Annotated in this window: 10 protein-coding genes; 4 read left to right on the top strand and 6 right to left on the bottom strand. The window is 68.9% G+C overall.

Features of this window, described 5'->3' with window-relative positions; translation table 11 throughout:
* From ABD127_RS01635 to ABD127_RS01645, 3 genes are all read right to left on the bottom strand, one after another.
* Window positions 1-177, bottom strand: coding sequence for a DUF6104 family protein (locus tag ABD127_RS01635; RefSeq protein ID WP_344197032.1), 177 nt, complete (start codon window positions 175-177; stop codon window positions 1-3).
* Between the two features lie 3 nt (window positions 178-180).
* Window positions 181-3,957 (bottom strand): multifunctional oxoglutarate decarboxylase/oxoglutarate dehydrogenase thiamine pyrophosphate-binding subunit/dihydrolipoyllysine-residue succinyltransferase subunit, encoded by a 3,777-nt coding sequence (locus ABD127_RS01640; protein WP_344197034.1) that lies wholly within the window; start codon window positions 3,955-3,957, stop codon window positions 181-183.
* Window positions 3,958-4,121: 164 nt separating this feature from the next.
* Window positions 4,122-5,135: a DNA glycosylase AlkZ-like family protein gene (locus ABD127_RS01645; protein ID WP_344197036.1), complete on the bottom strand. Its 1,014-nt coding sequence runs from the start codon at window positions 5,133-5,135 to the stop codon at window positions 4,122-4,124.
* 53 nt (window positions 5,136-5,188) lie between these two features.
* Here ABD127_RS01645 and ABD127_RS01650 point away from each other — a divergent pair, with 53 nt between their 5' ends.
* The 4 genes from ABD127_RS01650 (at window position 5,189) to ABD127_RS01665 (ending at window position 9,560) form a co-directional block, all read left to right on the top strand.
* On the top strand, window positions 5,189-6,469 hold the full coding sequence (locus ABD127_RS01650; protein WP_344197038.1) for a glutaminase: 1,281 nt from the start codon (window positions 5,189-5,191) through the stop codon (window positions 6,467-6,469).
* 195 nt (window positions 6,470-6,664) lie between these two features.
* Entirely contained in the window at window positions 6,665-7,876 is a 1,212-nt protein-coding gene (locus ABD127_RS01655) for a TadA family conjugal transfer-associated ATPase (RefSeq protein WP_344197040.1), read from the top strand.
* Complete coding sequence (locus ABD127_RS01660) at window positions 7,864-8,691, top strand: type II secretion system F family protein (protein WP_344197042.1); 828 nt, start codon at window positions 7,864-7,866, stop codon at window positions 8,689-8,691. Before ABD127_RS01655 ends, ABD127_RS01660 begins: the two co-directional genes overlap by 13 nt.
* A complete protein-coding gene (locus tag ABD127_RS01665; protein ID WP_344197045.1) occupies window positions 8,688-9,560 on the top strand; it encodes a type II secretion system F family protein in 873 nt (290 codons plus the stop codon). Before ABD127_RS01660 ends, ABD127_RS01665 begins: the two co-directional genes overlap by 4 nt.
* A gap of 166 nt (window positions 9,561-9,726) precedes the next feature.
* Here the strand turns inward: ABD127_RS01665 and ABD127_RS01670 are convergent, their stop codons facing one another.
* The 3 genes from ABD127_RS01670 to ABD127_RS01680 all read right to left on the bottom strand — a co-directional run.
* On the bottom strand, window positions 9,727-10,023 hold the full coding sequence (locus tag ABD127_RS01670; RefSeq protein ID WP_344197047.1) for a DUF3892 domain-containing protein: 297 nt from the start codon (window positions 10,021-10,023) through the stop codon (window positions 9,727-9,729).
* A 1,375-nt stretch (window positions 10,024-11,398) separates the two neighbouring features.
* On the bottom strand, window positions 11,399-12,052 hold the full coding sequence (locus tag ABD127_RS01675; RefSeq protein ID WP_344197049.1) for an HNH endonuclease: 654 nt from the start codon (window positions 12,050-12,052) through the stop codon (window positions 11,399-11,401).
* Window positions 12,053-12,182: 130 nt separating this feature from the next.
* On the bottom strand, window positions 12,183-12,472 hold a 290-nt coding region (locus ABD127_RS01680), incomplete at its 5' end, for a hypothetical protein (protein ID WP_344197051.1).

A 12,472-nucleotide genomic window follows, 5' to 3' on the forward strand; every position in this document is an offset into this window, starting at 1 on the left:
TCAGTCCTCGTCGTCGTCCAAGCGCGCGAGCCAGGTGGCGAAGCGCTCGATCTCGACCTCGAACTCGGGGTTGACGTCGACGAACTCCGACAGCCGCTCGGCGAGCCACGCCAGGGTGACGGTCTCGTCACCCCGGCGCGACGCCAGCTCCTCGATCCCGCGATCGGTGAAGTACACGGCTCAGCCGAACGCGCGGCCGAGCAGCTCGCGGGCCTCCTCGACGTGGCGCGGGTGCGAGCCCACGGCCGTCGTGGAGGACTCCGGACGCGTGACGCCCTTGAGCGGCAGGCCGTCGAAGGCGCCCGTGAAGTGGTGCTTCACGTGCGGCCAGGCGCCCTGGTTCTCAGGCTCGTCCTGGACCCAGCGGACCTCGTTGAGCTTCGGGTAGCGCGCGAGCTCGGCCGCCAGCTCGGCCGCGGGACGCGGGTAGAGCTGCTCGACCCGGACGATCGCGGTACGGGTGTCCTCGCGCTTCTCGCGCTCGGCGATCAGCTCCCAGGTCAGCTTGCCCGTGACCAGCAGCACACGCTCGACCTGGTCGGGATCGACAGTCGTGTCGCCGATGACCGGCTTGAACGTGCCGCTGGTGAACTCGTCGGGCTGCGACGCCGCGGCCTTGCTGCGGAGCATCGACTTGGGCGTGAAGACGACCAGCGGACGGTGCTCAGCCTCCAGCGTGTGCTTGCGCAGCAGGTGGAAGTACGAGGCCGGGCTCGACGGCTGGGCGAGCGTGATCTCGTCGTTCGCCGCGAGCGCCAGGAAGCGCTCGATGCGGGCCGACGAGTGGTCCGGGCCCTGGCCCTCGTAGCCGTGCGGCAGCAGCAGCACGACGCCGGACTTCTGGCCCCACTTGGTCTCGCCCGAGCTCAGGTACTCGTCGATGACCGACTGGGCGCCGTTGATGAAGTCACCGAACTGCGCCTCCCACAGGGTCAGCGCCTCCGGACGCGCCACCGAGTAGCCGTACTCGAAGCCGAGCGCGGCGTACTCGCTGAGCAGCGAGTCGTAGATGAAGAACGGAGCCTGCTCCTCGGCGATGTTGGACAGCGGGGTCCACTCGTCGGCGTTGGTGCGGTCGATGATCGTCGCGAAGCGCGAGGAGAACGTGCCACGACGCGAGTCCTGGCCCGCCATGCGCACCGGACGGCCGTCGAGCAGCAGCGAGCCGAACGCGAGGATCTCGCCCGTGCCCCAGTCGATGGGGCCGGCCGTGATCGACGCGGCGCGACGCTGCAGCTGGGGGAGCACCTTCGGGTGGACCGTGAAGCCCTCCGGGACGTTGGTGTACGCGTCGGCGACGGCCTTGAGCACCTCGGGGGTGATCGCGGTCTCGAGCGCGCCGGAGATCTCCGGCTTCTCGGGGTAGTCGGGCGTGCGCGAGTAGTCGGCCGGCGCGTGCTCGGCGTCCTTGACGTCCTTGAAGTTGCGCTCCAGGCGGGCCTGGTAGTCGTTCAGCGCCGCCTCGGCCTCCTCGAGCGTGATGTCGCCACGACCGACGAGGGCCTCGGTGTACAGCTTGCGCACCGACTTCTTCTTCTCGATCGTGTCGTACATCAGCGGCTGGGTGAACGAGGGGTCGTCGCCCTCGTTGTGGCCACGGCGGCGGTAGCAGATCAGGTCGATGATGACGTCCTTGTGGAACGTCTTGCGGTACTCGTAGGCGAGCGCCGCGACCCGGATGCAGGCCTCGGGGTCGTCGCCGTTGACGTGGAAGACCGGCGCCTGGATCATCCGGGCGACGTCGGTGCAGTACGTCGAGGAGCGCGACGACGAGGGGCTCGTGGTGAAGCCGACCTGGTTGTTGACGATGACGTGGATCGTGCCGCCGGTGCGGTAGCCGCGCAGCTGCGACAGGTTCAGCGTCTCGGCGACGACACCCTGGCCGGCGAAGGCCGCGTCACCGTGGACGAGGACCGGCAGGACCGGGAACTCCTCGCCGCGGTTGAGCACGTCCTGCTTGGCGCGGGTGATGCCCTCGAGCACCGGGTCGACGACCTCGAGGTGCGACGGGTTGGCCGCGACCGAGACCTTGATCGTGTCGCCGTGCTCGGAGGTGAACTCGCCCTCGACGCCCAGGTGGTACTTGACGTCGCCCGAGCCCTGCACCGTGCGGGGGTCGATGTTGCCCTCGAACTCGCGGAAGACCGCGCCCGGGCTCTTGCCGGCGATGTTGACCAGCACGTTGAGGCGGCCGCGGTGGGCCATGCCGATGCAGACCTCCTCGAGGCCGTCGCTGGCTGCCTCCTCGCAGATCTCGTCGAGCAGCGGGACCGTGGTCTCGCCGCCCTCGAGGCTGAAGCGCTTCTGGCCGACGAACTTGGTCTGCAGGAAGGTCTCGAAGGCCTCGGCCTCGTTGAGCTTCTCGAGGATGCGGAGCTGCTCCTCGCGCGGGGGCTTGGTGTACCCGCGCTCCATGCGCTCCTGGAACCAGCGGCGCTCGGCCGGGTCCTCGATGTACATGTACTCGGTGCCGACCGTGCGGCAGTACGAGTCGCGCAGGATGCCGAGGATCTCGCGCAGCTTCATGTAGCGGCGCTCGCCGCCGAACGACGGGCCCGTGGGGAACTCGCGGTCGAGGTCCCACAGGGTCAGGCCGTGCGAGGCGGTGTCGAGGTCGGGGTGGCGACGCTGCTTGTACTCCAGCGGGTTCGTGTCGGCCATGAGGTGGCCGCGCACGCGGAACGCGTGGATGAGCTCGAGCACGCGCGCCTGGCGGTCGATGTCGTCGTCGTGGCTGACGGCGATGTCCTGGGCCCAGCGGATGGGCTCGTAGGGGATGCGCAGGGCGGTGAAGATCTCGTCGTAGAAGCCCTCGGCGCCGATCAGCAGCTGGTGGACGCGCTTGAGGAACTCGCCCGACTGCGCACCCTGGATGACGCGGTGGTCGTAGGTCGAGGTCAGCGTCATCATCTTGCTGATCGCCATCTGCGCGAGCGTGTGCTCGGAGGCGCCCTGGAACTCCGGCGGGTACTCCATCGAGCCGACGCCGACGATGACGCCCTGGCCGGCCATGAGGCGCGGCACGGAGTGGTTGGTGCCGATGCCGCCGGGGTTGGTCAGCGAGACCGTGGTGCCCTGGAAGTCGGAGACCTCGAGCTTGCCGTCGCGCGCCTTCTTGACCATGACCTCGTAGGCCTGCCAGAACTGCGCGAAGTTCATCGTCTCGGCGGCCTTGATGCTCGGGACGAGCAGCTGACGCGTGCCGTCCTTCTTCTGCAGGTCGATCGCGAGGCCGAAGTTGACGTGCTCGGGCTTGAGCTGGACGGGCTTGCCGGCCTCGTTCGTCTCGTAGCCGGTGTTCATCTCCGGCAGCGAGGCGACGGCGCGGACCACGGCGTAGCCGATGATGTGCGTGAACGAGACCTTGCCGCCGCGGGCGCGGGCGAGGTGGTTGTTCATGACCGTGCGGTTGTCGAACAGCAGCTTGACCGGCACGGAGCGGACCGAGGTGGCGGTCGGGACCGCGAGGCTCGCGTCCATGTTCTGCGCGGTGCGCGCGGCGGCGCCCTTGAGGACGACCTTCTCGACCTCGCCCGGACCCTCGGCCGGCGTCGCGGTCGCGGTGGGCGACGTGGCGGCGGTGGTGGACTTCACGACCGACGGTGCGGCCTTGGCGGCGGGTAGTTTGCTCGAGCCGTCGGGCACGGTGCCGTTGGACGCGGCGGGGGTGGCGGTGACCGGGCTGGTCACGGTGGGCTCCTTCTTGGGAGCCGTCGCCGCCGTGGCCTGGTTGGCGGCAGCAGTCGCGGTGGCGGTCTGCTTCGGCGTCGCGGCGGCGGGGCTGTCGCTCGGCACGCCGTTGGGGGTGCCGCCCTTGGCGAAGAAGTCCGCCCACTCGCCGTCGACCGACTTCGGGTCGGCCTGGTAGCGCTCGTACATCTCCTCCACGAGCCACTGATTGGTGCCGAAGTCAGGCAGTGAGGAGTTGGAGTTTTCAGTGGTGGAGGACTCGGCCACGGCCCAGATCGCCTCTTCCGGATAGCGCGGTGAACACGGGGGTTGTTGTAGTCACCTTAACGCGCCCGACATGCGCCAAGGTTCCGGGTCTCGGTGTCGTGACGACGCTCACCGATCGCCGTTCCCGCAGCGGTTTTGTACCCGTCAGTAGGGCGTGTTCGCGGTCACGCGGCGAAGGCTCTGAAGCGCTCGATCTGCTCGTCGAGGAGCGTGCGCTCGGCGGCCGTGAGCGGCCGGTCGGGCGACACCTCGACGTCGACCTGGTCCTTGCCGACGGTGCGCTTCCAGTGGCCCTGCAGACGGCCGCCGAGGAACAGCAGGCCGGTCGCGAACATCGCGGTGTCGTAGCCGGGGCCCGCGTCGGCCTTCACGTCGCCGTCACGCACGTGGGAGATGACCTCGTCGAAGTTGGCCAGCAGCAGCACCGGGGGAACCTCGACCCGCTGCGGCTCGCCGAGCGACCACAGCTCCTGACCCGCGAGCGTGACCGGCTGGAGCCCGGCCAGCTCGATCGCGTGACGTGCCTGGCGCACCGTGAGGCTCGACCACCACGCGAGGTCGTGGGCGGTGACCGGGCCGTGGCCGCGCGCGTAGGTGCGAGCGATCCAGGCCAGCGCGTCGTCGTGCGACGGCAGCGGACCGAGGTCGAGCGCGTGGTACTCGTGCTGGCCGGGGCGTCGCTCGCCGCCGATGTCGCCGCGCAGCTCGGCGGCCATGACGACGTGGGCGAGGCGGTCGCCCTTCTCCTCGTGCCCGGCGTCGCGCAGCCGCTCGGCGATCAGGGTGCGGGTGCAACCGGGGTTCTCGCGCACGACCTGCGTGACGACCTCGCTGGCGGCCATCAGCTGCGCCTCCTCGAGCCCGGCGCGACGCATGTGCGAGACCAGCTGGCCCATGACGCGGTCGGCGGTGGCGGCGATGACGTGGGGCAGGTCGGCGGCGTGGACGTAGTGCCACGTGGTGCGCAGGGCGTGGGTGCGGACCACGTCGCGCGGCCACAGGCCGTCGAGGACCTGCTCGAACGTGGCGCCGCACCGCATCCCGACCGCCCACGGGGCCCACAGGTGCTCCTGGGACTGGACCGCGCCGAAGTGCCGGACGACCTCCTCGGGACTGTCGAGCGTGGTGCCGGCCAGCAGCTGCGGGCCGAGACGCCAGGGGGCGAGGTCGGATCTCATGGCCTCATCCTGCCGCGTGGTCCGGACGTTTCCGAGCGTGACAGCATCACGTCATGAAGGCACCGATGAATGACTACCTCGCCGAGCTCCTCGAGATCTGCGGCGAGGACGACGGTGAGGTGGCCGACTACATCCCCGAGCTGGCCACGGCCGATCCCGACCGGTACGCGATCGCGATCGCGACGCTCGACGGTCAGGTGTACAGCGCCGGGGACGCCGACGTGGAGTTCACGATCCAGTCGATCTCCAAGCCCTTCACCTACGCGCTCGCGATCACCGACCAGGGCTTGGACGGGGTGCTCGAGAAGATCGACGTCGAGCCGTCGGGCGACGCCTTCAACGAGATCTCGCTCGAGCCGTCGACCGGCCGGCCGCGCAACCCGATGATCAACGCCGGGGCCATCGAGGCGCACGCGCTCGTCGCGGGTGACGACGCCGACGGACGGTCCGAGCGGATCGTCGAGCTCTACTCCCGTCTGGCCGGCCGCGAGCTGTCGGTCGACGAGGACGTCTTCGAGTCCGAGCTGTCGACGGCCGACCGCAACATGGCGATCGCCTACATGCTCAAGACGGTCGGCACCCTCGACGACGACCCGGCCGAGGTGGTGCGTGGCTACACCCGCCAGTGCTCGGTGTCGGTCACGGTGGAGGACCTCGCGCGCATGGCGTCGGTGCTCGCCGCGAACGGGGTGGCGGCCGACGGAACGCGGGTGCTCGAGACGTCGGTGACCCGGCAGGTGCTGAGCGTCATGGCGACGTGCGGCATGTACGACGCGGCGGGGGACTGGCTCACGACGGTGGGCATCCCCGCGAAGAGCGGCGTGGCCGGCGGGCTGATCGGCGTGCTGCCGGGCCAGGTCGGGATCGCCGTGTTCTCGCCGCGGCTCGACGAGCACGGCAACAGCAGCCGGGGGGTGCGGGCGTTCGAGCGGCTCTCGGCCGACATGGGTCTGCACCTCATGGAGGCTCCGGAGTCGGCGCGGTCGGTCGTCCGCACGCCTAAGTCGCAGGAGGAGGGCAGGCCGTCGGTCCACGAGGTCGCCGGTGACCTGCGCTTCATCGAGGCCGAGCGCGTGCTGCGCGGGCTCGAGGGGGAGCCCGAGGGTGACGGCGTCGTGGTGATCGACCTCCACCGCGTCCACCGCATTCACGACGTGGCCCGCCGCATGCTGCTCGAGGGCGTCCGTCGCCTGCGGATGGACGGCCACGAGATCCGCCTCGTCGACCCCGACGGCCTCCTGCCCGACCCCGACGTCGACGTCAGCGCCGACGGCTCCGGCGACCAGTACACCCCCGAGGTCTTCGACGACCTCGACACCGCCCTCGCCCCCTGAGGTGCGACGAAGGAGCCTCGAAGGGGGCACCGCAACCACGCGCTGGCCACGATTCTGCTACTGATCACTAGCATTTCCTGGCTTTTCCCCAGATTGCAGCCTCGGGTGGTTGCAGGGTTCCCGGCCTCCGGTCCAGGGTTTCGGCACATCGACGACTCCGGGGGGATGACGGTGGATCCTGCGACGACGCTCAGCATGCGTGTGCGCGACCTGGTGCGGGAGCGCCGGATCGACCCGCGCGCCGATCCGGCTGGGGTGCGCCAGGCGGTGCTCGACGTGGTGGAGGATCACGAGCGCGCCAGCCTGACAGGCGCGGTCCGCACGATCGACGAGACCGACGCGGAGGTGGCGCGGCTGGTCTCCGACGTCGCAGGGCTCGGGGTCCTGCAGCCTTACCTGGACGACCCGTCGGTCGAGGAGATCTGGATCAACGCCCCTGACCGGGTGTTCGTGGCGCGCGGTGGGCGGCACGAGCTGACCAGCACGATCCTGACCACCGACGGGGTGCGCGAGCTGGTCGAGCGGATGCTGTCGGCGACGGGCCGCCGCCTCGACGTGAGTCAGCCGTTCGTCGACGCCAGCCTTCCCGGGGGCCATCGGCTGCACGCCGTGCTCGACGGGATCTCGAAGGGCTTCACCGCGGTCAACGTCCGCAAGTTCGTGGCCCGCGCGCACGACCTGGACGCGCTCGTCGACCTCGGCACCCTCGACCCCGCCGCCGCGCGGTTCCTGCGCGGCGCGGTCGTCGCGGGCCTCAACATCGTCGTCTCCGGCGCAACCCAGGCCGGCAAGACGACGCTCCTCAACTGCTTGGCCGGCGCGATCCCCGGGCACGAGCGCATCGTCTCGGCCGAGGAGGTCTACGAGCTGCAGATCACGCACCCCGACTGGGTGCAGCTCCAGTGCCGTGCGCCGGGGCTTGAGGGCACCGGTGGCATCGACCTGCGGGCGCTGGTCAAGGAGTCGCTGCGCATGCGGCCGACGCGGCTGATCATCGGCGAGGTCCGGGCGGCGGAGTGCCTCGACCTGCTCCTGGCCCTGAACTCCGGGCTCCCCGGCATGGCGTCGATCCACGCGAGCTCGGCCCGCCAGGCGCTCGCCAAGCTCAGCACCCTCCCGCTGCTCGCGGGCGAGAACATCGGCACCGGGTTCGTGCTGCCGACCGTCGCCAGCACGGTCGACCTCGTGGTGCACACCGCGATGGACGCCGCGGGCCAGCGGGCGGTGCGCGAGGTCGTCGCCGTCACGGGGCGGATCGAGTCGGGCAGCATCGAGAGCGAGGCGGTCTACGAGCGGCGCGGCGGTGAGCTCGTGCGGGGGATGGGCCGCCCCGTCCGCACCGAGGCGTTCGAGCGGGCCGGCCTCGACCTCGACTCGCTGCTGGGAGGTCGGTCGTGGGAGCGCTGATCGGGCTGCTGATCGGCCTCGGCCTGGCCCTGATCGGCTCGTGGTGGACGACTCCTGACGAACCCCGCATCCACCGGCGGCGCAGCGCACCCGCGCCCTCACGCGTCGCGCCGCGCGACGTCGGGATGGCGGTGGGATGCGCCGCGGTCGCGACCGTTCTCGTCGCGGGTGTCACGGGTGCCGCGACGATCGGACTCGGCGTGGGCCTGCTGGCGGCGATGCTGCCGAGTGCGGTCCGACGCGCACGTCGCGAGCGCCGACTGCGCGAGCGCCGCGCTGCCTGGCCCGACGCCGTCGACCACCTGGCGGCGGCCGTGAGGGCCGGGATGTCGCTGCCGGAGGCCGTCGCGGCGCTCGGGCGGCGAGGTCCCGAGCAGCTGCGCCCCTACTTCGACCAGTTCGGGCGCGACCACCGCGCGTCGGGCCGCTTCGACGACGCGCTCGACCGGCTCAAGGCGCGGCTCGCCGATCCGACGGGCGACCGGGTGGTCGAGGCGCTGCGGCTGACCCGTCACGTCGGCGGGCACGATCTTGGCCGCGTGCTCCGGTCGCTGTCGGGGTTCCTGCGCGACGACCTCCGCACCCGCGGCGAGCTCGAGGCGCGCCAGTCGTGGACCGTGAACGGCGCCCGGGTCGCGGCCGCGGCGCCGTGGCTCGTGCTGCTCAGCATGGCCGGGCGCCCCGAGGTGGTGGAGCGCTACTCGACGCCGACTGGCGCCGTCATCGTGCTCGGCGGCGCCGTGGTGTGCGTCGCCGCCTACCGCCTGATGATCCGCATCGGGCGCCTGCCCACCGAGCGCCGGGTGTTCGCGTGAGTCCCGCCGTGGTCGGCGGGCTGCTGGCCGGGTCGCTCGCGGTCGGTGTCGTCCTGGTCGTCGCCGGATGGCTCGGCACCCGACGGCCCGCGCTGATCGACCGCGTCGCCCCCTACGTCCGCGACGTCCGCCCACCGGCGCCCGCAGACCCCGGCCGCACCTCGTGGGCCGACCAGGCGCGGCGCTTCGCCACGGCGGTCGCGGACGCCATCGGTGGGCCGGCCGACGTGCAGCGCCGGCTCGACCGCCTCGGCTCGTCCCTGCGCGTCGAGGACTTCCGCCTGCGCCAGCTGCGGTGGGCCGGAGCTGCTGCAGCTGCCTCGATCGGCTTGTGCCTCCTCGTCGCGGCCCGGCGCCCGGCGCAGCCGATCGCGCTGCTCGTGTTCTGCCTCGCCGCCACCGTGATGGCCGCGTGGTGGTGCGACCACGACCTGACCCGCCGCGTCACCGATCGCGAACGGGCGATGGAGCAGGAGTTCCCGACCGTCGCCGACATGCTCGCCCTCGCCGTCGCCGCGGGGGAGAGCCCGGCGGCCGCCGTCCAGCGCGTCTCCACGATCGCTCACGGCGAGCTGTCCGAGGAGCTGCAGCGGGTGATGGGCGACGTCCACGCCGGTGGCACGGTCGCCGACGCCTTCGACGCGCTCGCCTCCCGCACCGGCGTCGGCAGCATCTCTCGCTTCGCCGAGGCGCTGGCCGGAGCGATCGAGCGCGGAACGCCCCTGGTCGACGTGCTGCACGCGCAGTCGGCCGACGTCCGCGAGTCTGCTCGCCGGGCGCTCATCGAGTCCGGAGGACGCCGCGAGGTCCTCATGATGGTGCCGGTCGTCTTCGCGATCCTGCCCGTCACGATCGTCTTCGCCTTGTGACATTTAAGGGGATTTTGTTCCTGCTTGCTGTTGCAAGCGGCTGCATGACGGGTTCTCTCCCGCGAGGTCTTGGCGCCTGATGCCGTCGCGGTGAACCTTGCAATGACGGACATTCTCCGACGCGTTAGGGGCCCCGAAACGATGCTCGGGGCCCCCGCGGCCTACCTCAGGAGGCGCTCCAACTGCAGAGTCGGAGGTTGTCCAGGTTGTTGGCGGTGGTGCGGTCGGGCTCGGACTTCAGCGACCCCTTGCCACATCCGCACCACAACTTCTTGACCCAGGCAGTGTTGCCGTCGGCGTCTGCGGTGTAGAAGCGGTCGCCGTCGTCCATGGCGGTCCAGACCTCGCGCACGGTCATGCGCTTCTTGGCCTTCTTGGGGTCGCTGCCGATGCCAACGGCGACGATGTGGCCAGAGGTGCTGCAGCCGGTCTGCTCGCAGCAGACGATCCGGTGGTCACTCATGGTTGAACCTCTCTGAACCGACACGGTCGACCGAACCCGTCGACCTCCAGCATCTGACCGGAGGATGACGAGACAGCCTTACCGCTGTAAGCTCTGAGAACACCTGACCCGCGAAAGTTTGGTGTCCCAAGGCCCCAGAGGCGGACCGTCGACCCCTAGTTGGTTGAGATGGTCTCCACCCTGGGGCCTTGTCACGTTCGAGGCCAACGTAGCCGATCTGGCTCGCGCCCGCAACCCCGCGACCTGAAGGAGTGCCCTCAGACGGCCTCTGAGGGCCCTCAGGGCGCCGATCCGGGCCTGGAGAGGGTCTAGACCCTCTTTGATCCGCTTAAGAGCCTCAGAACGGATATTTCGACTTTGCTGGACCTGACTGCAGTGGTCGAGTCCCCGCTTCTTGTCGGTGGCTCGTGGTATACGCGCGCACTACGGTCTATCTACCTACTACGTACGTAGATAAGAGGTCTGGTGGTGTACTCCTCGCTGGACTATGGACTACGCCCCTCGCCCGGTGCGATCTCCAGGAAGCAAGTCGACTCGCCGGGAGTTTCGCTTTTTTTGGGCGCGGTTGTGACGCGTCTGTCCACAGGTTCTGGAGGTCGGAAACGCGACGTGAGAGCACAATCGAGAACCGACGATGATCGTTCGCCAGGACTTGCGGAGCACCTCCGTGATTGGGCACGAGATGAAGATCGGGATCAGGTACTGAGACCTTGACCGGGGCGCGGTGAGCCCGTCACTCGGGCAGGGGCGGGATCGTCAGCCTGTACACACTTGCCATGCGCGAGGCCCCGGCGCCGCGGGCAACTTGGAGTACCCAGCCCCTTTCGCGAAGGTAGCGAAGAGCCTCGTGCACCGTCGCGCGACTCTTGCCCGAGACATCGGCCAGCGTTTGCGCGGTAGGGCGAATGCTGCTGCCGTCTCCGTCTGCGTAGGTGCTCATCAGAAGCGCGATGTGCTGACAGCCGGCGGTCATGCCCTCTCGTCGTGATCGGTCCTTGAGAGCCCGTTCCCAATCCCACTTGGTAGCCGGGACGCCTGCGACGTCCGTCGACTTCATCCTGGACAACTTGCCCTTTCGGAGACCGGACAGCTCCGACGGAGAGACGAGCTTAGGTTGTTCGTTCACGGGCCTGTACCTCGTTCCGGATACGTCAGCATGAGCGGCGATGCTTCTTGAACACGTCCCCATTGTGTCCATCGGTACCTGCCTCGGTGAAGATCGCCATGCGCGACGTCAGTCGCACGCGCCGCAGGATGACTGGCGGGGGTATACCCCATGACGGGGGTCTCAGCTCACCGCCCCGTCATGACAGCAAAGATCCTGCGCAGGTTCCAAGGTCGTTTTTGGGGACTGGCTTACTGATGACTTCCGAAATCAATCATCGTCCATGTTGCCGCAGATGACGCAGCGGACTCCGTTGAAGTACGAGTAACCGCACGCCGAGCAATCAAGCCGGGGGTCTGAGTTCTGACTAGGACCTCCACCTGTGCCATACGGTCCTCGCACTACGCGACTGGTGCCGTTGTCACTCAGGATCTCGAACAGTGGCGCTGTGTAAGTCGGAGTTAGGCGGACAACATCCGGCTCCGCATTGGCCGCGTGATCCTTCGAGTAGTCGGAGATAAGTATGGCGAGCTGTGCCTTCGTCTCATCATCGAGCCCGCCCTGCTCGTGCACTCGAAACAGAGTATTGAGAACTTTCCCAATCTCTTGATTTCGTACTACCTTCTCGGCCCGCTGGCGTGCTTGTTCCGCCTTCGAACCGGCAGCCTGTAGATACTTCTGGACCAGGAGCGACGGTTCCCACACCAGCGCATTCTTCGATGTATTGCACGGGGGACAGGCCGGAAGCCAGTTGGCGAAGGAGTTGAGATCGAAGTCGTCAGTCCTTCCGAGGTCGCGAAGGACTCCGGCTAATCGGTTCGAGTCGTCCAACAGCGACACCGGTATGACGTGATCAACGTGGAAGGAGGCTAGATCGATAGGCCGAGTGCAGATGTAGCAGCGGTCGCCGTGCGTCGTGTACACCGCATAGCGTTCAGCGTGGTTGAACGAGTAAGAAGCCATTGCAGCTACCGGCTCAAGCTCTGGCTACGAGGGCGCCGCGTTTGCAGCAACAGGGAGGATCCGTCGCTCCAGTTCGCGACCGTGGTGCCTGTCATTCAGGGCTTTCATCGAAGCGCAGCGTTGTGTTGCTCCAAGCCTCGAGGCGCGTCGGCTCCTGCATAGAAAGCCCTGTCTTCACCTGCTCGGCTGATCCGGCGACAATCACCGTGGCCCTGTCCCTGTACCAACGGATTGCGGTCTCATGCTGTTCCTCCGTGAGCTTGACCCGGAGTTTGCTCTTCCGGTCGCCGAAGTAGGTGTCCAACAGAAAGAAGAACCCTTGGTCGAGCTCTCCGGGTCGTGGGTGACCAATCTCGAGGATGGGCCCTGCGTATACCTCCG

The organism is Aeromicrobium alkaliterrae (assembly GCF_039529015.1).
Taxonomy (GTDB): domain Bacteria; phylum Actinomycetota; class Actinomycetes; order Propionibacteriales; family Nocardioidaceae; genus Aeromicrobium; species Aeromicrobium alkaliterrae.

What these genes read in the sequence shown, in the direction of transcription:
- ABD127_RS01645 (WP_344197036.1), bottom strand. Translation starts at nt 5,135, where the DNA reads ATGAGATCCGACCTCGCCCCCTGGCGTCTCGGCCCGCAGCTGCTGGCC.
- ABD127_RS01650 (WP_344197038.1), top strand. Translation starts at nt 5,189, where the DNA reads ATGAAGGCACCGATGAATGACTACCTCGCCGAGCTCCTCGAGATCTGC.
- ABD127_RS01655 (WP_344197040.1), top strand. Translation starts at nt 6,665, where the DNA reads ATGCGTGTGCGCGACCTGGTGCGGGAGCGCCGGATCGACCCGCGCGCC.
- ABD127_RS01670 (WP_344197047.1), bottom strand. Translation starts at nt 10,023, where the DNA reads ATGAGTGACCACCGGATCGTCTGCTGCGAGCAGACCGGCTGCAGCACC.